The sequence below is a fragment of the Rhodobacter aestuarii genome (genome assembly GCF_900156655.1).
Lineage (GTDB): Bacteria > Pseudomonadota > Alphaproteobacteria > Rhodobacterales > Rhodobacteraceae > Rhodobacter > Rhodobacter aestuarii.
This window is the reverse complement of the sequence record NZ_FTOG01000017.1, coordinates 20,287-40,277: the sequence shown is the minus strand read 5'-3', so window position 1 is coordinate 40,277 and position 19,991 is coordinate 20,287. Positions and strand designations below refer to the sequence as shown.

Here is a 19,991-nt window from a genome sequence, read left to right as displayed (position 1 = left end):
GGAATTTTTGCCGAGATCTGCCGTGGGCTAAACCAGATTGGTGAAGCTACAGATGCCAGCATCTCCGAGATGAATGCTGCGCTGCGCCATCTCGCAAAGGGGGATCTAACCTATGTGATGCGTGACGGCTTCGTGGGCGTTTTCGCCGAAATGGCGCACTCGCTTCAGGCTGCGAACGATGCAATCACCGGAACTGTGCTCGCAATTGAGGCCACATCGCAGATTATCGACGGATCCAGCGCCGAGATCGGCTCTGCCACGAACGATCTGGCGCGCCGCAGCGAACACAATGCAGCGATGCTTGAAGAAACCGCTTCGGCGCTTGAGCAAATGTCTGGGACAATCGGCAGCATGACCGGCCTCGCCAATGAGGCCAAGGACCAGATGCGGGACATTTCCAGCCATGCAGAAAGTGGCAATTCCATCGCACAGGAAGCACTTGCGGCAATGGAAAGCATCCGGCAATCCTCCGAGCGGATCGAGGGCGTACTGCAGGTGATTGACGACATTGCGTTCCAGACCAATTTGCTCGCCCTTAACGCAGGCGTCGAGGCCGCACGAGCGGGCGAGAGCGGGCGCGGTTTCGCAGTGGTTGCTTCAGAAGTGCGCGCGCTTGCGCAAAGGTCGTCAGAAGCCTCCCAAGAGATCGCGCAAATCATCGGGACCGCAACGCGCGACGTTGGGCGCGGCGTCGAAATGGTGGATAATACGGCTGATGCGCTTGGCCAGATCGTTGGATCGCTCCGTAGGGTGCAAGAACGCATTGAGCATATTGCGGGGGCCGTTGGCGAAAGCCAGGTCGGCATCGCCGAGATTTCCAAGGCGACGACAGAACTTGACCGCACTTCGCAGCAAAATGCCGCGATGATTGAGGAGACGAATGCGGCGCTCACCACACTGCGTGGCGAAGCAGATCAGCTTGTCTCCAATGTCGCACAATTCAACACAGGAGCACTTTCGCGGCGCGACACAGCCGCTTGATGCACCGCCAACGCCGGAGCCTATTGATCTGTGAAGTTGCGAGGTTGGCTGAAGGCTTCTGAGGCTGAGCGCGCGCCATCGACTTAGATTGGTTCGGCACGATCCGAAAAATTTGTTATTGCGGTGAGGACGCCCCATGACCGAGAGCGGTTAAAAATATCGCCCGGATCGAGGGGCTTCATTTTAATGCTTTTTTCGTGATTAAATTTCACGCATAAGATGTATTGAATGAGTGCGAGTTATCCTTTGCGGGAATCCGGTAGCCATGCTCGATGACGCCCTGCACAACTTCCATGAGACCGGCACGGGCAATGTGCCGCTGATGCTGGCGCATGGTTATGGTTGTGACCAGACAGTTTGGCGTGCGGTGGTCCCGCAACTCGCACCGCATTATCGTGTGGTGCTTTTCGATCATGCTGGCTGCGGACAGGCCGCCGCTGATCTCTATGACCGTCAGCGCCACGCGAGCCTGCGCGGTTATGTCGATGACCTCGTGGCGCTGCTTGATCGGCTTGCGCTTGGCCAGGTGCGCTTCGTCGGCCATTCGGTCTCTTCGATGATCGGTGCGCTTGCGGCGATTGAGCGCCCCGATCTATTCGCGGAACTGGTGATGATCGGTCCCTCTGCGTGCTATATCGACAAAGAGAATTACACCGGCGGTTTCAGTCGAGAGACTGTCGAGGATCTGCTCGAAATGCTTGATCGTAATTTCGCAGACTGGGCTACGGGTTTCGCGCCAATCGCCACCGGCAACCCCGACCGCCCCGAGTTGGCGAGTGATTTTGCGCAACGCTTGCATCGCAACGACCCCGAGATCGCCTCAGCATTCGCCCGCGCCACTTTTTTCGTCGACGTTCGTGCCGCATTACCGCAACTGCGGGTGCCGACGCTGATTTTGCAATCGCAAGACGACCCAATCGCCCCCGATGCCGCGGTAGAGTTTGTGCATCGCACCATTGCAGGCAGTCGTCTGATGCAGCTGCAAAGCCACGGCCATTGCCCGCACCTGAGCCATCCCGAGGTCGTTGCAAATGCGATCCTCTCTGGCCTAACGACCGGGGCCGAGGGGGCTGCCCCATCGGACGAGAGCCGGTGAGCCTGCCTCCGAGCAAAGCGCGGCGCGGCTATGGTGCTGCCGCCGACAGCGCGCCATGTGGCCTTGTCGAGATTAACGACGCGGGGCAGGTGCGCTCGGCCAATAAGGAATTCCTGCACTGGGTTGGACGCCCCCCTGAGGCGGTGCTGGGGCGCGACCTAACGGACCTGCTTTCCTCAGCAGGGCGCGTGTTCTGGCTCACGCATTTGGCGCCGCAACTGCGATTGACGGGGCGGCTCGACGAAATCTCTCTGCCGCTGCCCGATGCCACGGGGGGTGTGCGCCGCTGCCTGCTAAGCGCGAGACGACTGTTGGACACGGAGGGAGCCACGCTGGTGCTGCTTGATGCTGGGCGGCGGCACCGCTCTGAAGATGGGGTAGCCCGCCTTGAGGCAGTGGCGGGAATGCGGGCGCACTGGCTGGGACAGGTCGAACGTATGGCCGAGGTCGGTGCTTGGTCTTGGGACCCGGTGCTGCGGGTGTTCGACGTGTCCGATCAAGTGCTGCGCCTGCTTGGCCTGCGCCCCAAGGCCCCGCTCGGCCTTGACGATGTGCTCGGCAGGCTGACCTCTGCGCCGCTGCGGGCACGTCTTGGGCGGCTTCTGACTACACCTGAGGTCTTGTGCGCCCCTCTCGATCTTGAGGCAGAAATCGTGATTGCGGACGAACAAACCCGCCAGATTCGCATTTACTGTGAGGCCCTTTGGGAGAAGGGCAAGGTGGCGCGCGTCCAAGGGGTTCTGGCGGATATCAGCCGAGCTCATCGCGACCGGCAGCGGCTTTGGCAATTGGCGCATTTGGACGAAGTGACCGGTTTGGCAAACCGGCAATGGTTTCGTTCGCAGCTTGCCAATGTCTGCGACGAGGAGAGGGAGTTGGCACTGTTGCTGATCGACCTTCCCGATTTTGCTGGGCTTATTGACGACTATGGCGAAGACCGAACCGACGCGATGCTGCGCGAGGTCGGAGAGCGACTAGCCGCGTTGCTCCCCGCCGAAGGCCTCGCCGCGCGGGTTGCCGGTGAGGAGTTCGCACTGCTCGCCCCATTAGAGCACGCTGTTGGAAATGCTTGCGGCGCAGATGCACTGGCACAGCGGCTTGCAGCAGATGTTCAGGCCACGCTCCGGGCACCACTCGCGCGGTCTGACGCAGCGGTGCAATTGCGCGCATCGATCGGCATGGCCGTGCGCCCGGTTGATGCGCGCGAGCCTGAGGAACTCTGGGGGCGCGCTAAGGCTGCGCTGAGCGAGGTGAAGCGCGCAGGGCGTGGCGGCGCGGCCTTTCTGCGAGGGCCGACCCTCTGTGCTGTCGAGGCGCGGCGTGCCACTCTGGCAATGGTGCGCGAGGCCGAGCGTGAGGGCCGGATCGAGGCGTGGTATCAGCCGAAGATCCGGCTTTCAGATGGCCGCGTCACGGGCCACGAGGCGCTTGCGCGGATACGCTGTCCCGATGGTGAAATTAGCACACCGGGCGATTGGTGGGATGCGTTCGATGATCCGGATTGCGCCGCCTTGATTGATGCTGCGGTGTTGCGCCGCGTACTCTCTGACTTGGCAGAGGCGAGCGCGCACCTGGGCCGCGTGGCGGTGAATTTCTCCGATCACAGCTTGCACCGATCCAGTTTCGCGCCTGATCTTCTGGCGAAGATCGCAGCGGCAGGGCTAACACCAGAGCAGATCGAGTTGGAGGTCGTCGAGACGGCGCTCCTGGGCCAGAACACGGAGAATCTGATTGCCGGATTTGCGCTGCTACGCGCAGCGGGGGTGACGATCGCCCTCGATGATTTCGGGACCGGCTTTGCATCTCTTACGCATCTTCGCGATCTGCCCGTGGACCGGATAAAAATCGACAAGTCTTTCGTATTGGGGGCGGAGGCGAAAGGACGCAACGGGCCTATCTTACGCGCGATCATGGATCTGGCGCAGGGATTGGCTTTAGCGACGGTGGCCGAAGGCGTAGAGAGTGAACAGACGACGGACCTGCTTCGGGCCCTCGGTTGCAATGAAGTTCAGGGCTTTCATTTTTGCCGACCGCAGCCACTTGTCCATATCGACGGAGCGCGCAAGTACAATGTCGAAACTTCGCAGACAGCCTCCTATACCGCGTGCAGCCTCCAAGCTTGAGATTCCGCAATTTGCACAGCCATCCGCTCAGGGCCGCTTATCTCGTCGCTGCGGCGCGCTCGAACGGCTGGTTCGGAGCGAAGAACTCAATGATGCGACCGACGGCAAAGGGCCGAGCACGTAGGCTCTGACGTTGCGGCTCTATCTCGTCGCACGCCGCAGCGCCGCATGACCGGTTCGAGCCCTTATTGGCAAATGCTGCAACTGGAACGAATGTCAGCTATCGCAGGCGTGGCTAAAAATGACCGTTTTCGGCACTCGATATTGGCCACGACAAAAGCTCCTCAGGATCCGATATTTGGGGGCTCCATCTGATAGACTTTTGTCTCACGTATCTGTCTTTTTTACCTCTGGCATTGCTGGAACTGCCGCCGTCGGCATGGGTGGCACTGCCGTTGCTGGCTGTGCTGCTGTTAACACAGATAAATCCACAGCGGTTGCCGCTGGTACGGCAGGCTCTTCTTCAAGATCGAGCGCCCCGATTTCATAGTAGCGATCCAAATAGGCGTTATAGTGCTTGTCGGAGAATCCTTCGGTGTCGGCTTCGGCATGATGCTTAATGACGAGATATGGATTCCAAATTTGGACATAGTGAATATCACCTGCCGTACCTGACTGGATCGAGATAAAGCCAAGTGCTTCCAGCTTTTTGAGCCGCTGTTTCCATGTTGAGACACCGCGTTCTCCAGAAAATCCTGACGCAAAAGATACATCGCTGTGCTTGCTGACGTTCACAAAACCTTGCTCGTTACAGCGGCACCAAAGCTCTAGATATGTACTAGTTACGGGCTTGCCTTTGCCTGCCATTAGATCGGCCATAGCCCCAATTAGGGGTATGGTGCGCGGCATGCTCGTGTACCCCTTGGTTCGGGCTTTGTTTTTCACGTCCCAGTACTTTTTCTCATCCTGCTCAGGAAACAGTTTGGCCTGCATAGATGACTGTTTGTCGTTGCTTCGCTGTACGGCGGTTCTTCTCTTAGCGTTCATTTTTCTGCTTTCTCTGCTGTAGTGGTGCTGCGGGTTTGGACCCCGCTGCGTTCTGACAAATGCAATCCGAGCGGATGGGGGGTGGAAGCCCATCATCAAGCTACAATCAGTGGGTGCGGCGGGTGTGGACCCCGCCGCGTTCTGACAAATGCGACTTAAGCGGATAGGGGGTGGAAGCCTATCATTGGGTCGCAATACCAAGATAGTATAAAATTCTTTAATTTCAACTACTTAGTGGTTTACGGCCGGGATTTCAAACGGTGTTTATCGTGCATTCACGCATAAACTCATGCACATATGTCGTCAACTCGCCAACTCTATGTAGTCATACAAATTCCAATGCTCCGATAATATAAATAAAATCAGACACTTAAAGTTTTTAGGTGGTGTTCGTATGTTATCATGTGCTCCGGTGTGCTCCATCGTGTTCAATGGTGCTCCCGTGGGTGGAGGGAGGCGGTGGGGAATTTTTGATGAGAACAAATTAGCGACTTCTATCCAAATCAAGGATCGAACGAGGGCTAGGTTTTCGCTTTGAGTGCTCTCCGTTCTTATCCCGATTTTTGGGCTGGCTCACAGGTTACTCAGACGCGCCTGTCTTGGTCCAATCCTTATTGGCAGGAGCAACGTCCCCCAAACCACCGTTTTGATTGGCTCAGTTTTCTCGAAAGCCGACTTTGGTGAAACCACAGCCAAAGCTCACTTCGTCCGCTGAGCCGACATTCGAGCCGGATTTTGCTGCGCCGTGCCATGGGCGGCCGCTTCGGGGAAGCCGCTCTGCAGCGTATGCGTCACCCTGACCGGCGGCAATCGGCCGCCCAAAGTCGGTCGCTGAGATGCGGTTGCTCTAAAGTGGTCGTTCGTGCGAGCATGCTGTATCGGTCCCCAACCTGCAGACCAAGCGAGCGCGCGCACCATGCCGAAGATCCTGATCCTTGCGGACCTTCATTACGACTTCTGGCAAGAAGCTGGACGGAACCCGCTCGCCAAAGCGGATTTTTCCGAGATCGATCTGCTGGTGATAGCCGGTGATCTGAGCAACAAGGCCCAAGTGCGCTGGAAACCCGCACTTGCGGCGATCAGTCACCACATTGACCTCTCGAAGGTCTGCATTTTTCCCGGCAATCATGACTTTTACGACGGGCGGCTGGACCGCGAAGACAAGCTCGAAGCAATCGCACGGGGGGTTGGCGCCCATTTCGTTCAGATACAAGAGATCATCCTTGGCGATATCCGGCTACTGTGCTGCACGCTCTGGACCGACATGATGCTGGGCGGCAATCGCGAACGAAACGGTGCCGAGGCGATGGAGCGAATGAACGATTACCGCTGCATCCGCGTCGAGCGTGAGCATTACCGCAAGCTCCGGCCGCACCACACGACCGACGTCCACGCGCATCACCTCGCCTGGTTGGACGAGCGCCTAAGCGCGCCTTTCTACGGGCGCACAATTGTGGTGACGCATCACGCGCCACACCCCTCGAGCCTCGCGCCCGACGGCGCGGTCCGCGCGGCCTATGCCTCCGATCTGACCGCATTGATCGCGCGCCATCAGCCCGACTATTGGTTCTTTGGTCATACGCACCGGGAAGCGTCGTTTCGGATCGAGAGGACGCAGTTGATCAACGTGTCGGTGGGTTACCCCAATGACTGGGCGAGCGCGCCCCGGCTGGATGCCTCATGGCGGGGGTGTGTCTGGTGAGTGGCGCCATCCGGCGACTTGCAGGCCAATTCGTTCCGCCGGCTGACTAATTGGTGATCCGCGCCTGCCGGCGGCACAGCGTCGAATAGTTGGGCACGGGCCAGCCTTGCCCCGCGGCAGCCGTAGCTGATGCACTGATCAGCGCTGCCGCTGGCCCCTAACGAGACCAGAAAGACATGAAGGGTCTTCAGTATTGTTCGCGCTGCAGCCCGAGTGGCGCACCGCAGCACTGACAAACTGGCCGCTTCGCCTTCAATTCTTCCAGGCGATGCAACGGCGCGCTTTCCACGAACCGCCGGACACGCTCGGGGTCGATGCGCACTGCCCGGACAGTATTCCGGTAGGTCAGCCAGCAATGTAAAGACCCTACGATGCAGACAACCACGCCAGCTATGCAGATCAATGGACCAATCATGCGCGTCTCCTTCTCACCCAGGATCGCCGTCGTGCTGAAAGCACGCGTTGGGTATGACATTCATGATATCAGTTGCCGGGGTCAAGTGCGCGCACGTATCAGGGGCGCTCGACACGAGCGGTATGCGCTGCCGCTTAGCGTCGGAGGCCGGTGTTGGCCTCCCCTGCCTGTCCCTCATGCACAACGGTACTCCTCCCCTTTTTTAGCGGGGCGCACCCTTCCAAGAAAAATATGTGACTGCAGTCCATCAGATCTAAGCAGATTACCTTATTACTTGTTCTCTGGACGGTTAGAACAGTAGCGTCAGGCGTTATCTATTTGGTTGAGCATTACGGTATCGCAACACGTGGGGCGTTTGAGCACACAGGAGGTGTACTTGCCGCGGAAACTCGCCCTTACATTGGAGCCCGTTGACCGCGAGACGCTCCCGTCGCTGTTTTCGCGCATGGCAATCCTAAATGGAACCGACGTTGTCAACTTCGCCCTCGATCTTGGCATCACCTTTCGGCGTATCTTGGAGCAGGACGAAGAGGCCGTCGCGATTTTTGCAGAACGCGCAGGGGTGTCGCCCGCGCAGCTCGCCGAGATGCTCTCCTGGACAGGTGAACGCATCGGGGACGTCCGGATGCGGTTTCGGAAGGAAGTCTTCGTCTCGCGGGCCCTTCGAAATCCGATCATTCGGGGCTGTCCACTTTGCATGCGTGAGCATGCAGCTGATCAGCCCCATCCATTGCGGCACATTGCCTTGCGGGGGGACTGGCTCTGCAGAGGTGTTGATATTTGCCACCAGCACCACCATCCGCTGGTTCCCTTGTGGTCTAGCTCTCTCCCCATCGAACGGGATAATATTGGAGCGAGATTGGCGGAAATCCTGCCAGACCTGCGAGCCGGATCATTCGACTGCGTGCGTATTGATCCTACCGACTATGACCTTTGGCTTGATAAGCGTCTATCGCAGGGTACCGCTGCGGACAAAACATGGCTGGCCTCACAGCCGGTGTTTCCGGCGATCACACTCTGTGAGTTTATCGGTGCAGCCTTGCTGCGCAAGCAGGGCGAGGCCCCGGACGATCGGCGCGCCAAGGCCACGGGCTTTACCTTTGTCTCGCAAGGCCCTGATGGGATCCGAGCGGCTCTGGACATCCTCATGCGATCACAGGACGGTGGCCACATCGTGACGCAGGGCGAAATGGGTCCGCTCTTCCAGCACCTTAAGGGCATCTATCTTGATGACGATGCCTTTGCGGTCTTTCGCGGGATCCTTCGTGACTATTTTCTGGAAATATGGCCGCTGGCGCCAGGTGATGACCTTCTTGGGCAGGCCGTGACCGAGCGGCGCCTACACTCCATTACGTCAGCATCCAAGGAAACCGGCATCGGCCCGACAGTTCTGGATGATTTCTTGACAGAAGCGGGCGCGTTTGCGCCCAGTGACGCGCGTGCCAATGCCCGCAAGACCTTTGATGCGAAAGCTTGGCAGTACATTCTTGATGAAATCCCGACATTGGTCGGTCCAATTGCGCTGCGACGGGCAATCGGCGCAACGCTGGCCGAATTGAACGGGTTGAAGGCAGACGGTGTCCTCGTCCCGAGGACCAACGTTGCAACGATCAAATCGCCTTGGCGGATTGCCGGTGGCCAAGCTCTTCTTGAGGAGTTGGATGCCCATGCGCAGCCGGTTGCCCCAGAGGAGCCAGGGTGGGAGACGATCCAACGCGTTCACAAGCGGCTGGACCTTCCTGTTGGCGGGATCATTGCGGCTATCAGGGCTGGTTTTCTGCGCCTTGGTCAGCGTCCAGATGTGTTCGGCTACCACGGGTTTGTGGTGAAAATCACCGAGGCTGCTGCGCTCAAAGCAAAGGCCGCGCCAAAGCGTAAGCCCTCGACCAACCGGGGAGAGGTGACCGCAGCGGCCTTCGCCCGGTCGGCGGGTATTCGGGGGAAAGGTCAATTCCTGGCTCTGATCGAAGGTGGTTACACGCCTGCGATGCTGGTTTTGAATCCAACGACCAAGCGTCGGGAATGGCGTATGAGCCGCGACGACATCGCTGCGTTTAAGGCCAGCTACACGACACTAACGATTCTGTCGGCCGAAACTGGTGCGCATAGGAACACGATCCGGGCCGTTCTGCAGAACGAGGGGGTCCAGCCGTTCCGACCGAACGGCTTGGATGTCGGACCGATCTATCTTCGCAACGCTGCTGAGCCGGTTGTGGCACTCTTGAAAACTCAGGGTGAAAAGTGACCGCTAACCACGGGTTACGATGAAATACCGTTCTATCCCAGTGTGCTAGAAGAAACCTTCGATATGGCCCTCCAAGCCTCTTGACAGGGGGTGTGCATGAAAAACGCCAAAACGTGCAAGCTTATGGTGCATTGGCACCTAGAAGCAGGTGGTGACCCCGGCAGGATTTGAACCTGCAACCTGCCCCTTAGGAGGATAATTTTGCTGGCTAAGTTCGCTCATTTTTCCCGTTTTTCCCTTGTTTTGTTCACGTCTCGACTTGTCTAGAGGCGGCTGAAACTGTGGTGTATCACTGATTGCGATCCATCACCGCCACCGCGTCCTGCTGAAAGTATGGGCTGTGATGCCAATAGACCCGGATGATGGTTTCGCGGGACGTCCCGAAATATTGCGCTGCGTCGTCGATCTGCATGCCCTTCTGCATCGCCCAGGTGATTGCAGTGTGCTTCAGGGTGTGAGGCGTGACGTCGCTAAGGCCCGCGTTTTCGCAGGCTGCGGCGAAGGCGTTTTTCACATCATCGACGCGCTGGCCCTGATAGGTAACAGCCCAAATATCGCCCATCGCGCGCCAACGTCGGCAATGGCCGAGAAGCTTGCGCGACAGCCTCATAGGCGGGCGCCGCTTCTTGGTCTCGCGCTCTTGTTCGCCACGCCGACGCAGCACCCCTTGGTCTACGTCGATCCAGCCGCCAGCCGTGTTGGGCAGGAAGCCGAGCCGAAGAATCGCGTCCTTCCTTGTTCCTGTGTAAAGCGCGAGCAGAATGAAGTGCGCCAGGTGGCGACCACGGGTCAACCTGAGGGCAGCCCGGAGCAACGCGGCCGCCTCCTGCCGGGTCAACCAGCGCTCTCGAGGCGGGGGTTGCTCAGGGCGGGTAACGGTGACGGTGTGGGTGAGATAGCCTTCCCGATGGCAGAAGTTGATCGCGGCCGACAGAACGCCAAGCTCACGGCGGACTGTGCCGGGGCTGACGGGCCGCGTCTCCCCTTTCGGCGCGCCATGAGTGGTTACACGAGCGCGGGCGTAGCGGCGACAGGTTTCGCCCTTGACGTCACCGACCATAAGACCGCCCCAGAACGGCACCAGGGCCTCGATCGCTTCTGCGATTGCGCCGGGCCGAGCAGTTTCCGGCCCATGCTCTCGGGCGTAGATCGCCAGAGCGTCACTGATCGGGAAGCGATCAGGGTGGCGAGTATCCGTCACGACGCCTTTCGAGACGATATAGGACGCGAGAGCCCTTTCAGCATCTTCGCGGCATCGAGTGCCGGTTGAGCGCTCCGGCTGGCCGGTGTCTCGGATGAAGAAAATACCCGTGTCGGGGCGCTGATAGAGTCTTGCTCCTGCGGCTTTGCGCGGCATCCGTCTACAATCCTCTGATAGTCGTTTCGGTCAATCTTGGGGGTTCGACCTGCCATGATCAGCAAGCCCAGTGAGTGCGCCACACGCCGCAGAGCTTCCCTCGGAATACCCAGTTCCTCTGCGGCAACCTTGTAGTGAACGAGGTTGGGCAAAGTGCTCATCCTAGACCCCCTTGCCGCAGGCGAAGCGCACCATGCGGACTTGGCGCCCGGACAGTGAGGCAATGCGCTGTTCCAGATCGGCAATAGCCTCCGCCATCTGTGCATCGGATTTAAAGGTCACAGACTCGCCGTTCCCGAGGGTAGTCGTCTGAGTTCCCTTCGCGCGATAGGCGCGAAGGGTATCGAGTTGCTGTTGAAGCGTCTCAAGGTCAGCCATAGCTTACGCCTTACTGCCCGATGTTGCGGAACCAACCGCGGTGCTCAAGGAAGGCTGCACCGAAATCCAGCCGGACCTTGAAGGCCATGCCGTCGACCTCAAAGCCTTGCTTCGTTTCGATCTGCGGCCCTTCCTCTCCCTGCAGATAGCTGTATTCCAGCCCTTCGGTGATGGCCGGATCACTGACCAGATACCAGCGCGTGGCGCTGGAAAGACGGGTTTCCACCAACAGCTCAAGCTTGCCGCCGAACGGGTTCACGTCCTCGATGGTAGTCGGCTGAATCAAGGCAAGAACTTGCTCGGCGTCCACCTCCAATTCAGGGGGCACCACGAGATAACGCGGACGAACGTTGATCGGCCGCCCCGCGATGCTCTTCTGCTTACGCATCATCAACCGTGCCTCACCGAGGCTCGTCACGTTGATCTTGGCGGCAGCAGCGGCAATGTTGCCATGATCTGTGTGGAAAAGCGTCTTGCCGTCATCCATCACCGGACCCGCGCCGGAACCGGCTTCCAGCAGATCGACCAGTTGCTGCGCCTCGAAGTCGGCAGCGGCCTCGCCCCATTTGGCAGACATATCGGTGAACGCCCCCACATCGTCATTCACCAGAAGCTGGCGAGTGACAGAAATGATCTTGCCGAAAGTCCCGATGGCGTAGCTCTCTTTGGCGTCGTGCAGCGCGCCATGCTTAAACTCGCCAGCCTCATTGACCTTTTCCAGCGTTGGGGCTTCGCTGATTTGCAGCTTGGTCTTGCGCCGGAAATCGCGGGCGGTGGACTTGCGGGCCACGGCCTTCAGAGCCGAGGGCGCCGCTTGATAGCCAGCACGCAGAGAACGATCCACGGTGTCACCCATAATCGCCGGAAAATCACTCGTGGTCAGCATCCGTTCGACAATCGCAGAAGGCGACATGCCGGTGGTGAGGACGCCAGCGCGGCCGAGGATGGTGCGCCCAAGTTCGATCACCGAAAGACCCATGAACTCACGCGCGGCCTCACTCGGCGTTACCGAGGGGTTCGCCCTGCAATAGAGCGCTTCGCCAGCCGCCCGTGCGAAGGTCTCGGGCGTGGCGCCGGTCGCGGCATAGGCGGGCGTGTGGGTGCTGATCGAGTTGGTCGGGCGCTGACGCACAGCCTCGACCGCTGCAGCGCGCGCCTGCTCCACGGTCGCCTCACGGTCGATCAGATCGTTCGCGAAGGCCTCGGGCAGGCCGAAGGTTTGGCGCAGCGCGCGGATCTCGGTATTGACTTGCGCCCGTGTCAACGCGGGCGCGGCCTCGGTGGTCTGGACGGGCGCGGGCGCTTGCGCCGTCTGGCTGGTTTGTGTGCTCACAGTATCACTCCTGACAGTTGCCCCGGCATCGGCCGGGATGGGCACGAAAGAGGCCTCCTTCAACGTCCAGCCCGTAGCGATGCGCACCAGCCGCCCGGTTGCCCGGTCGGCTTCGTCACGGAAAGCGTTGATGGTGTAGCCAACGGAAATGCAGCGCAGCGTGCCTTCCTCGATGTCATCGAGAAGGGCCTCATGGCGCTTGGAAATAGTGAGAGTGCCGATCAGCAAGCCACCTTCGACGCGGGCGGCGGTCAGACTGCCCAGAATATCGCGGGTGCTTTCGCGGCGGTGAGTGTCGAGAACCGGCACCGGCAGCTCGGATAAGTCGATCGCGCGGCCCGAGATTTCCAACCGCTCGATAAAGCCGCCCCGATCCACATCAGCGCCAGTCGAGAGAATCGCCTCGACGGTGCGAGCCTCGCGGTTCAGCGACTTCGGCCGCATCGCGGCGCGGATTTGTAAATCAAGCGGCATTCTGATCACCCTGCACTACGCTATCTCGCGGCGCTTCATCGGTTTGAGATTCGGTGGCGGTAGCGGCCTTCAGCGCAATCCCGAGGCGTTCCGCCCGCGCCTGGTCGGCGGCGATCTCAGCGTCCACCTCTTCGGCGTCATATCCGCGTTCGGCGATCACCTCCGAGCGCGAGCGCAGATTGGCGTTCATTTCGAGGATCGCGGCATTCGCATCCTTCTGCGGATCAACCCACGGCCAGGAAGGCGGCAGCCACTTGGCCGATTGAAGACCTTTGGCCGGGTCGGCGAATGCGGTGGCGGGCACCGTGCCGATCAACACCTGCCAGCGCAGGAACTCGGTCCAGACGCGGCGGCAGAACTGAAAAACTATGACGTGATGCTGGATCGCCTCGCAGAAACGGCGGAATTCCAACGTCGCGGCACGGGCCGAGGAATAGCTGACATGGCTGTAATCGCCGGTCAGCTGCTCATAGGTCAGACCGATGCCCGCCGCCATCGTGCGCAGAATGCTCACCGCAAGCTCGGGTGCGTTCCCGCTGTCCGGCGGCTCGGAAAACTCGATGCGCTTGTTCGATGGCAGGTTGACCAGGCTGCCCGGCTCCATGCCCACGGTTAGCACATCGCCTTGTTGCTGGCCGGAATAGGGCGAGCTGGAATCAGCATTGTAAATGAAGCCAGTGTGCAAGGCCGAGACCTTCGCCCGCACTAGCAGCGCGTCCAGAAGTTGGTCGATCTCATGCCCGGCCAGCAGAACTGGGGCGAGCCACGACAGGCCGCGCACCTGACCGGGCAACAGCGGGCGGAAGATATGGATAATGGAACTGGCCGGGATGCGAACCGCAGGAGCGGCCATCCCGGCCAGAGCATCGCCCGGTGCGCTTGGGCGAATCCAGTATGAGTTGGGGCGGCCCGTCGAGGCATGGAATTCGACGCCCTGGATGATCCGAATGTCATCCGAAACGACGCGCGTGATCGACCGATCCAGCTGCTCCGGGTGCAGGCGTTGCAACTGCGGAATGCCACTAGCCGAGGCCCGCCACATCAGCAGCGCCTCGCCATGGATCACCATATCGGCCATCGCGGCGCGCTGCATCGCGTAGAAATCGCCCTGGCCGGTCCAGTCGATTTCATTGGTCAAGGTATCGAAGGCGCGGTGCAGCGCTGCGTTGACGATCGGGCTATCCGAGCGGGCCTTAGGCTTGATGCCCGCGCCCACCACATTGTCGGACAGAGATTGAACCATTCGGGCACCATGGGGGTTGTTCAGCGCGAAATGCGCCGCCCTGACCGCCACGGTGCCCGCTCCTGCCCTCACCCACGCCTGCGCGTCTCCCGAAGCCGGGCGTCCGGTCCACCGATGGGAACCGGACGCGGCCTCAAGGGAACGCTGCGCAGCAGGGCGAAAGATGCGGGACAGGAAAGGAATGCTCATTGATCACCCCCAGATTTCGACGCTTCCGCTTTGAGCTGCACTTTCATCATGCGGACCAGCGTCATTTTCAGGATGGTGGCGAGGTTCACGGTCGTAAAAATCGGCACATCCGAATAGCTTTTGACGATCCTCTCGTTAATCTGCGCCTCGATCTCATTGACAGATGAGGCAATATCGCCGGTCCACGCGCCCGCAGCGTCACGCCAGAAAAACAGAAAACGCTCACGCTGGAACGTTTCTTCGTCGAAGTATGGGACTCCCTGTTCGTCCTCTATCCACTCATCCATGATAGCCTTGGCAGCCAGCATGCAGCCGAACTGGGCAAGATCATCGTCTTTCACCGCGCGCTTAAGGGCGGCGTGCACAGAGATCACCAGGGTCTCAAGGTCGGTGTATCGCTTCCATCCCTTAGGGCGATCGAAGCCATACACCCCCAACTTTTCGCGAGTGCGTATGGTTTCACGCTGCTCTCCGGCCACCTCAGCGACCTGGCTGACCAACATAGGACGAAAGCGCATTCCAGGTTTCGACATTAGACAATCCATAAGTGGGCTTGTAAGACCATTCTTATTCAATACGCGTTAAAATGGTCTTTTGCAACCTATTTTATGGCGGTGCGATTTTTCGTTTCCCACCATGCTCACACCCCAAACGGTGTGGCCGCATCTTCGATCAACATCATAAGGTGTTCGGCGAACTCTAGCGTGCTGGCCACCCGTTCGCGCGCGGTCCGATCATCAAGGCCGCTCGTGTCGTTTTCGAGCGCAAGGCGACAAGTGGTGATGATCGCGGTTGCCAGATAGGCGCGATTCCCGGTCTGGTTCGGACCATTGCTTTCGGGGCACAGGGCACGCTCTGCCATCATGCGCGCACCTCGCAGTAGCGCCATTCGTTATCGACGGTCGAGAAGTGCCACCACGGATCTTTGTGCCCAAGTTGATCAGGGCGACGGGCGTTCATTTGGTAAAACTCGCCGCGCGGGGAATAATCCATCATGAAGTTCTGAAGCTCTGTGCCCTCGGGCACGGTTTCGGCATAGAGCCGGAACAGCTCGGCCTTGTGGTGCTCGATCTGTTCTTCCCGCGTCATGGTGCGCGCGATCGCAGGCGAGGCCACCGCCAGCGCGCCAAGCGGCGCAAGGGCGGCGAGGAAAGAGCGACGGGGCAGAACGGCAGGCAAGCCGGGGGCGTTCCCCGAAGTGGGGTTATGTGCGGACATAGCGTTGCTTCCTTGCGTGGATTTTATAACAGGGTTATATTTCCCACCGTGGCGTCATGGCGTCAAGAGAAATTATAACAGGGTTATAAATGAACGCCGCGCAATGCCGTATGGCTAGAGCTGCAACCGGCCTTGGGGTCCGCGAATTGGCGGCACTTGCTGGGGTTTCGCAGGGAACCGTTTCGCGACTTGAGCGGGGCGAGGAAGTGCGCGAAGGCACGGTTGCCACGATCAAGGCCGCGCTTGAGGCGGCTGGCGTAGAGTTCATCCCCGAGAACGGCGGCGGGGCTGGGGTAAGGTTGAGAAAGGGGGCCTAGATTGGGAACGACAACGTATTTCGAAGGCACGATCAAAGACCAATGGGAAAAGGGCGGGGACCAGGTCTTTTTGGAAGCCGGAACCTCAGGTGCTTTGGGCAACGGTCCGCAGCTCTATATCAAGATTGACGACAAGTTCCTGATACTTGATCACGAAACGGCCTCAAAGCTATGCAACGCACTCGCAGACATCGGAACTTATTTGAGATACGATTCCGAACAAAGCGATTGAGCGCTGCATCCGAGAAAAGCGCTGGGGGGTGATCGGGGCAGTATAGCGACCCCAAATTGCATTTCCTGTCAACGCTACAGGTGTCATAGTCGATCGCGAATTGTTTTTCCACTCGACCGTCATTTGGATTCGCAATGCACCTTTGCTTCATTGACGAAAGCGGCACACCACCGTCTCGCCCGAACCCCGATCGGCCCTACTTCACGTTGGGCGCGGTCATAATCCGAGATGCCGACTGGCGCGGGATTGCAAACGATGTGCGAGGCTTCTGCACATCAAACGCACTGCGTGGGGAATTGAAGTGGCGCTACTTCTCCCCGCATAATTCCTCAGCAGAGAACCCAATGCTTGGAAAAAATGCGGCAGAACGGAAGGCGCTCAGCCAGACTTTTGCACACATTATCGCGCGCTCTCCGCTTACGATCATTGCTTGCGTTACCGACATTGGGGCGGCTTTTGAATACGCCTCAGTGACCGACCAGCAAGAGCTTTATCACTTTGCGTACAAGCCGCTCTCAGAACGGTTCCAGTATTTCTTGCAGGATCACAAAAGTCTCGGGGTCACCATCGCGGACCATCGCGGCCGTGACAATGATCGGCTGTTCAGAGCCCATCATGACAATTTGACCAGCGGCACTGGTAGCACCGTGTCTGGCTATGACCGGTTTATAGAGGGCCTGTTCTTACAAGACTCCTGTCATTCGATCGGCATCCAACTAGCCGACTTCGTGGCAGGCGCGATTCACCGTGCCTACTCGACCAAAGACGGAGAACTGGCAGCAATCCTGAAACCTAGAATTCGGCGCAAACCAGACGGGTCGATACAGGGGCACGGCATTGTTCATCACCCACGCGACAGGTTCAGAAACGATCTGGTGAGAAGGTAGACGCCGGGCGGGGCCGTAGCCCCGACGCCATAGATGTCAGGCTCCCGTGCGCATCTCGTATGTAGTATATTTTAAAGACTCGCGCAAGAATCCTTGTGAGTCACTTTTGAAAATGTTTGTCAAGAATTCGCTTTCACCTCATCGCGTCATCCACTGCGATTTCACTCTTGCTAGGGCACTTGTTTCAGCGATTCGGACGCTGCCGGAAATCCGCACAGCCTCTTGATCCACGCTGAACCCGCCAATCTTAAGCGCCTCCAGTGCAGCGGCAGCATAAACACGGCAGTCGAAAGCCTCGTTGCGCTCGCTGGCCTTCTTACGCCATTCGCGAATCGCTCGCCCTTTGGAATAGGTGGTGAATGGCTTCTCGGCCACCATTTCGGCGAACCACGCGGGTTCGCGGCCCGCTGGCACATGACAGAAGCCAGGCCCGGCCTCGGCCTTTGCCAGGCGCGCGAAGACGACTTCCTTGATCGTGTCGACGCCGATCACATAGACGGGCAGCTTGCCGGTCTTGGAAAAAGTCGGCTTGTGCGGCCATGCCGCGCGGGCGGCCTGCGATCCGCCTTTGGTGGCATAGATGCGGCGGCCATGGCGGGCGGCGGTCCATTCTAGCACCCTTTGCGTGTGGTGCCCGCCGCTGTCCATGCAGGCGGCCGCGACCGGCAACGGGCCCGCCAGAGGGTGGACGAAGGTCTGGGACAGCAGCTTGTCGAGGTCGGCCCAGATCGCGGGGCCGGTCAGATCGCCATAAAGGCGGTGCCAGCCAAGCGACCAGCTCTCTTCACCCGAACCCCATCCCACAAGCTCGACCGCCAGCCATTCGTCTTGGGTGTCGATCCCGGCCGTGATGACGGCCACGCCGGGCGGCAGAGCCTCACCCCAATGCTCGACACGGCGGGACAGAGCACCGGAATCGACCGTCTGGGCGGCTTCCTCTTCCCATGTCTCGCCCAGCTTTGTGTTGATCCACGATTTAAGGCGGGCAGGATCGGCGGCGACCCGGCTATGCTCGGACGCGATCTCGGCCCATGTTTCGAAGGGTGAGAGAAGCGCAGGCAGGTGATAACCCTGTGTGCGCCCGTCGCCCGCCGCAGTAGCGCGCCATTCCCCGCGTTGCAGCATCGCTGGCTTGTCCCGTTCTTCGTGCAGGCTGCCGCATTCAGGGCAAACGCAGGCGGCAGCTTCTGGCTTACCCTTCGGCCATTTGATAGTTTGCCAGCCAATGACGAATGCATGGCTGCAATGCAGGCAATTGACGAAGAAGCGCCGCTGATCCGATTCCTGATAGGCGGCCTCGATCCGGCTGAAGCCCTTGATCGTCGGGGTGCTGATCATAAGGATCTTGCGGCGGCCGCGATAGGTAACGGTGCGCTGGATCGCCAGCGCGATCGGGTCGCCTTCGCCCTCAACGTCGAGCGGGAAGGCGTCGATCTCGTCCATGACCAGGAAGCGGGCCGGGGTCGAGCGCAGAGAGGACGCAGCATTCGCCCCGGTCATCACGAGCTCGCCCCCAGTGAACCGTTTGTGGGTGGCCGTGTTGCCAGCCTCGCGGCTCTTTGCCGGCACGACGCGGGCAGCGATTTCCGGCACGATCTCAAAAAACGGGTCGATCCGGGTTCGGGTGTTGCGGCGCACCATGTCGATCGAAGGCATGACAAGCATCGCGAGACCGGGCGCGTTGCAGATCACATAGCCGAGGAAGTTCAGCCCCGCCTCGGTGCCCCCGGTCTGGGCGCCCTTCATGATCACCACCCGCTCGACCGGGGAGGCAACGGAAAGCGCGTCCATGATCTCGCGAAGATAGGGAGTCCGGTTTGTGCGCCAGCGGCCGGGCTCGGCCGAGGTCGAGGGCAGGCGCCGGAACCGATCAGACCATTCCGAAACTGTGATTTGAGGTTCCGGTCGCAGACCAGAGCGCCAAGCGGCATCAGCGATTGCGCGGGCATCAAGCATTTGGAAGCTCCTCGATCGAAAGGGACGCCAGCTCTTCCAGGTGGGCGCGCATTTCCCGGTCAAGCGCCGCGAAGAGAGTGGCGAGATTGCAGCCGGTTTCGGTCGCAATCAGGGGCGCGATGCGACTACACCATGCGAGATGGGCGTCACGCTCGGCCCTTGCGCGCTCGAAGATCGCGGCTTCGGCGGCGCGTCGGTCAATCAGACGCCCGGCCTTTTCCTCGACCTGAAGGCGCAGAAGATCGCGGTGCGCTTCCTCGCGCTCACGCTTAACCTGCGCCAGATCGTCGGCCGACTTTTTGGCAGTCTGGGCACTATGCCGGACATTGGCGTGATACCAGGCGGTGGCGGCCTCGACCGGAACGCGGCCATTGTCGAGAATTGGCAGACCGTCGCGGATCATCTGGGAAATCCGGCCTTTCGACACGCCGATATGACCCGCGAAGGCCGATTTCGTCATTTCGGCGGGCGCTGCATCTGGCAATGTCTGGAAGAGTGTCACGGCTAAACCTATCTCAACTGTTTGATTTTAGTGTTCTAAATCTCGCCAGCTAGCCATGCGTCGGGGTGCGAATTACCCGTATCGCTGCTTCGCCAGAAGGACCCGCGACCGAAGCGAGGCGGCGAAGCTCGTGTTCGATCTCGCTCTTCTCAATGTGGAAGCGTTCGGGGTTGCGGTGATCCGGGCAAAGGCGGCGCACCCGATCGGCCAGATCACCAATCCTCTGCCATGTCTCGTTTCGTGTCATCGCGTTCATGTTTCTCTATCCTATTCTGTTCTGCTCAATGGTGAGGTTCGGAGCGAAGGGCATAGGGAGACCAGCCCGTGCGCTTGGCACAGGTTGGTCCCTAGCCCTC

Annotated in this window: 19 protein-coding genes; 8 read left to right on the top strand and 11 right to left on the bottom strand. The window is 59.6% G+C overall.

Going from position 1 to position 19,991, the window contains the following annotated elements:
* The 3 genes from BW967_RS17775 to BW967_RS17765 form a co-directional block, all read left to right on the top strand.
* The coding region (locus BW967_RS17775) for a methyl-accepting chemotaxis protein (RefSeq protein WP_281251000.1) at window positions 1-981 on the top strand (981 nt) is incomplete at its 5' end.
* A 265-nt stretch (window positions 982-1,246) separates the two neighbouring features.
* Window positions 1,247-2,077, top strand: a complete 831-nt coding sequence (locus tag BW967_RS17770) for an alpha/beta fold hydrolase (RefSeq protein WP_076486437.1) — start codon at window positions 1,247-1,249, stop codon at window positions 2,075-2,077.
* On the top strand, window positions 2,074-4,200 hold the full coding sequence (locus BW967_RS17765) for a sensor domain-containing protein (RefSeq protein ID WP_076486436.1): 2,127 nt from the start codon (window positions 2,074-2,076) through the stop codon (window positions 4,198-4,200). Before BW967_RS17770 ends, BW967_RS17765 begins: the two co-directional genes overlap by 4 nt.
* Window positions 4,201-4,527: 327 nt before the next feature.
* Here BW967_RS17765 and BW967_RS17760 read toward each other — a convergent pair whose 3' ends face one another.
* Window positions 4,528-5,133: a hypothetical protein gene (locus BW967_RS17760; protein WP_139327866.1), complete on the bottom strand. Its 606-nt coding sequence runs from the start codon at window positions 5,131-5,133 to the stop codon at window positions 4,528-4,530.
* Window positions 5,134-6,103: 970 nt separating this feature from the next.
* On the opposite strand from BW967_RS17760, the gene BW967_RS17755 reads away from it, so the two are divergent.
* Together BW967_RS17755 and BW967_RS17750 are read left to right on the top strand one after the other, a co-directional pair.
* Window positions 6,104-6,889 (top strand): metallophosphoesterase, encoded by a 786-nt coding sequence (locus BW967_RS17755; protein WP_076486434.1) that lies wholly within the window; start codon window positions 6,104-6,106, stop codon window positions 6,887-6,889.
* Between the two features lie 791 nt (window positions 6,890-7,680).
* Window positions 7,681-9,549 carry a TniQ family protein gene (locus tag BW967_RS17750; RefSeq protein WP_175610480.1) on the top strand — a complete coding sequence of 623 codons (1,869 nt, stop codon included), beginning with the start codon at window positions 7,681-7,683 and terminating at the stop codon, window positions 9,547-9,549.
* A 289-nt stretch (window positions 9,550-9,838) separates the two neighbouring features.
* On the opposite strand, the gene BW967_RS17745 is transcribed toward BW967_RS17750, so the two are convergent.
* The 7 genes from BW967_RS17745 to BW967_RS17715 form a co-directional block, all read right to left on the bottom strand.
* Window positions 9,839-10,906: a tyrosine-type recombinase/integrase gene (locus tag BW967_RS17745; protein WP_076486432.1), complete on the bottom strand. Its 1,068-nt coding sequence runs from the start codon at window positions 10,904-10,906 to the stop codon at window positions 9,839-9,841.
* Window positions 10,907-11,068: 162 nt separating this feature from the next.
* A complete protein-coding gene (locus tag BW967_RS17740; protein WP_076486431.1) occupies window positions 11,069-11,284 on the bottom strand; it encodes a phage head-tail joining protein in 216 nt (71 codons plus the stop codon).
* A 10-nt stretch (window positions 11,285-11,294) separates the two neighbouring features.
* Complete coding sequence (locus BW967_RS17735) at window positions 11,295-13,091, bottom strand: prohead protease/major capsid protein fusion protein (protein WP_076486430.1); 1,797 nt, start codon at window positions 13,089-13,091, stop codon at window positions 11,295-11,297.
* Entirely contained in the window at window positions 13,081-14,523 is a 1,443-nt protein-coding gene (locus BW967_RS17730) for a phage portal protein (RefSeq protein WP_076486429.1), read from the bottom strand. Before BW967_RS17730 ends, BW967_RS17735 begins: the two co-directional genes overlap by 11 nt.
* Window positions 14,520-15,056, bottom strand: a complete 537-nt coding sequence (locus tag BW967_RS17725) for a hypothetical protein (RefSeq protein ID WP_139327865.1) — start codon at window positions 15,054-15,056, stop codon at window positions 14,520-14,522. Before BW967_RS17725 ends, BW967_RS17730 begins: the two co-directional genes overlap by 4 nt.
* Window positions 15,057-15,163: 107 nt before the next feature.
* Window positions 15,164-15,385 (bottom strand): hypothetical protein, encoded by a 222-nt coding sequence (locus BW967_RS17720; protein WP_139327864.1) that lies wholly within the window; start codon window positions 15,383-15,385, stop codon window positions 15,164-15,166.
* Window positions 15,385-15,741, bottom strand: a complete 357-nt coding sequence (locus BW967_RS17715) for a hypothetical protein (RefSeq protein ID WP_076486426.1) — start codon at window positions 15,739-15,741, stop codon at window positions 15,385-15,387. The genes BW967_RS17720 and BW967_RS17715 overlap by 1 nt, the downstream gene beginning before the upstream one ends.
* 110 nt (window positions 15,742-15,851) lie before the next feature.
* Here BW967_RS17715 and BW967_RS17710 point away from each other — a divergent pair, with 110 nt between their 5' ends.
* The 3 genes from BW967_RS17710 to BW967_RS17700 all read left to right on the top strand — a co-directional run bounded on the left by BW967_RS17710 (window position 15,852) and on the right by BW967_RS17700 (window position 17,177).
* On the top strand, window positions 15,852-16,058 hold the full coding sequence (locus BW967_RS17710) for a helix-turn-helix domain-containing protein (protein ID WP_076486441.1): 207 nt from the start codon (window positions 15,852-15,854) through the stop codon (window positions 16,056-16,058).
* 1 nt (window position 16,059) lies between these two features.
* Entirely contained in the window at window positions 16,060-16,290 is a 231-nt protein-coding gene (locus BW967_RS17705; protein WP_076486425.1) for a hypothetical protein, read from the top strand.
* Window positions 16,291-16,424: 134 nt separating this feature from the next.
* Window positions 16,425-17,177: a DUF3800 domain-containing protein gene (locus tag BW967_RS17700; protein WP_076486424.1), complete on the top strand. Its 753-nt coding sequence runs from the start codon at window positions 16,425-16,427 to the stop codon at window positions 17,175-17,177.
* A 138-nt stretch (window positions 17,178-17,315) separates the two neighbouring features.
* Here BW967_RS17700 and BW967_RS17695 read toward each other — a convergent pair whose 3' ends face one another.
* The 3 genes from BW967_RS17695 to BW967_RS18615 are packed head-to-tail and all read right to left on the bottom strand — an operon-like array spanning window position 17,316 to window position 19,891.
* Window positions 17,316-19,133: a phage terminase large subunit family protein gene (locus BW967_RS17695; protein WP_076486423.1), complete on the bottom strand. Its 1,818-nt coding sequence runs from the start codon at window positions 19,131-19,133 to the stop codon at window positions 17,316-17,318.
* A complete protein-coding gene (locus tag BW967_RS17690) occupies window positions 19,126-19,635 on the bottom strand; it encodes a hypothetical protein (RefSeq protein ID WP_139327863.1) in 510 nt (169 codons plus the stop codon). The genes BW967_RS17695 and BW967_RS17690 overlap by 8 nt, the downstream gene beginning before the upstream one ends.
* A gap of 49 nt (window positions 19,636-19,684) precedes the next feature.
* Window positions 19,685-19,891: a hypothetical protein gene (locus tag BW967_RS18615; RefSeq protein ID WP_139327862.1), complete on the bottom strand. Its 207-nt coding sequence runs from the start codon at window positions 19,889-19,891 to the stop codon at window positions 19,685-19,687.
* Window positions 19,892-19,991 lie beyond the last annotated feature (100 nt).

Excerpts from the sequence above, each read along its gene's own strand:
- BW967_RS17770 (WP_076486437.1), top strand. The coding sequence starts at position 1,247 with ATGCTCGATGACGCCCTGCACAACTTCCATGAGACCGGCACGGGCAAT.
- BW967_RS17760 (WP_139327866.1), bottom strand. The coding sequence starts at position 5,133 with ATGCAGGCCAAACTGTTTCCTGAGCAGGATGAGAAAAAGTACTGGGAC.
- BW967_RS17755 (WP_076486434.1), top strand. The coding sequence starts at position 6,104 with ATGCCGAAGATCCTGATCCTTGCGGACCTTCATTACGACTTCTGGCAA.
- BW967_RS17745 (WP_076486432.1), bottom strand. The coding sequence starts at position 10,906 with ATGCCGCGCAAAGCCGCAGGAGCAAGACTCTATCAGCGCCCCGACACG.
- BW967_RS17740 (WP_076486431.1), bottom strand. The coding sequence starts at position 11,284 with ATGGCTGACCTTGAGACGCTTCAACAGCAACTCGATACCCTTCGCGCC.
- BW967_RS17735 (WP_076486430.1), bottom strand. The coding sequence starts at position 13,091 with ATGCCGCTTGATTTACAAATCCGCGCCGCGATGCGGCCGAAGTCGCTG.
- BW967_RS17730 (WP_076486429.1), bottom strand. The coding sequence starts at position 14,523 with ATGAGCATTCCTTTCCTGTCCCGCATCTTTCGCCCTGCTGCGCAGCGT.
- BW967_RS17725 (WP_139327865.1), bottom strand. The coding sequence starts at position 15,056 with ATGTCGAAACCTGGAATGCGCTTTCGTCCTATGTTGGTCAGCCAGGTC.
- BW967_RS17720 (WP_139327864.1), bottom strand. The coding sequence starts at position 15,385 with ATGGCAGAGCGTGCCCTGTGCCCCGAAAGCAATGGTCCGAACCAGACC.
- BW967_RS17715 (WP_076486426.1), bottom strand. The coding sequence starts at position 15,741 with ATGTCCGCACATAACCCCACTTCGGGGAACGCCCCCGGCTTGCCTGCC.
- BW967_RS17710 (WP_076486441.1), top strand. The coding sequence starts at position 15,852 with ATGGCTAGAGCTGCAACCGGCCTTGGGGTCCGCGAATTGGCGGCACTT.
- BW967_RS17700 (WP_076486424.1), top strand. The coding sequence starts at position 16,425 with ATGCACCTTTGCTTCATTGACGAAAGCGGCACACCACCGTCTCGCCCG.
- BW967_RS17695 (WP_076486423.1), bottom strand. The coding sequence starts at position 19,133 with ATGCTTGATGCCCGCGCAATCGCTGATGCCGCTTGGCGCTCTGGTCTG.
- BW967_RS18615 (WP_139327862.1), bottom strand. The coding sequence starts at position 19,891 with ATGAACGCGATGACACGAAACGAGACATGGCAGAGGATTGGTGATCTG.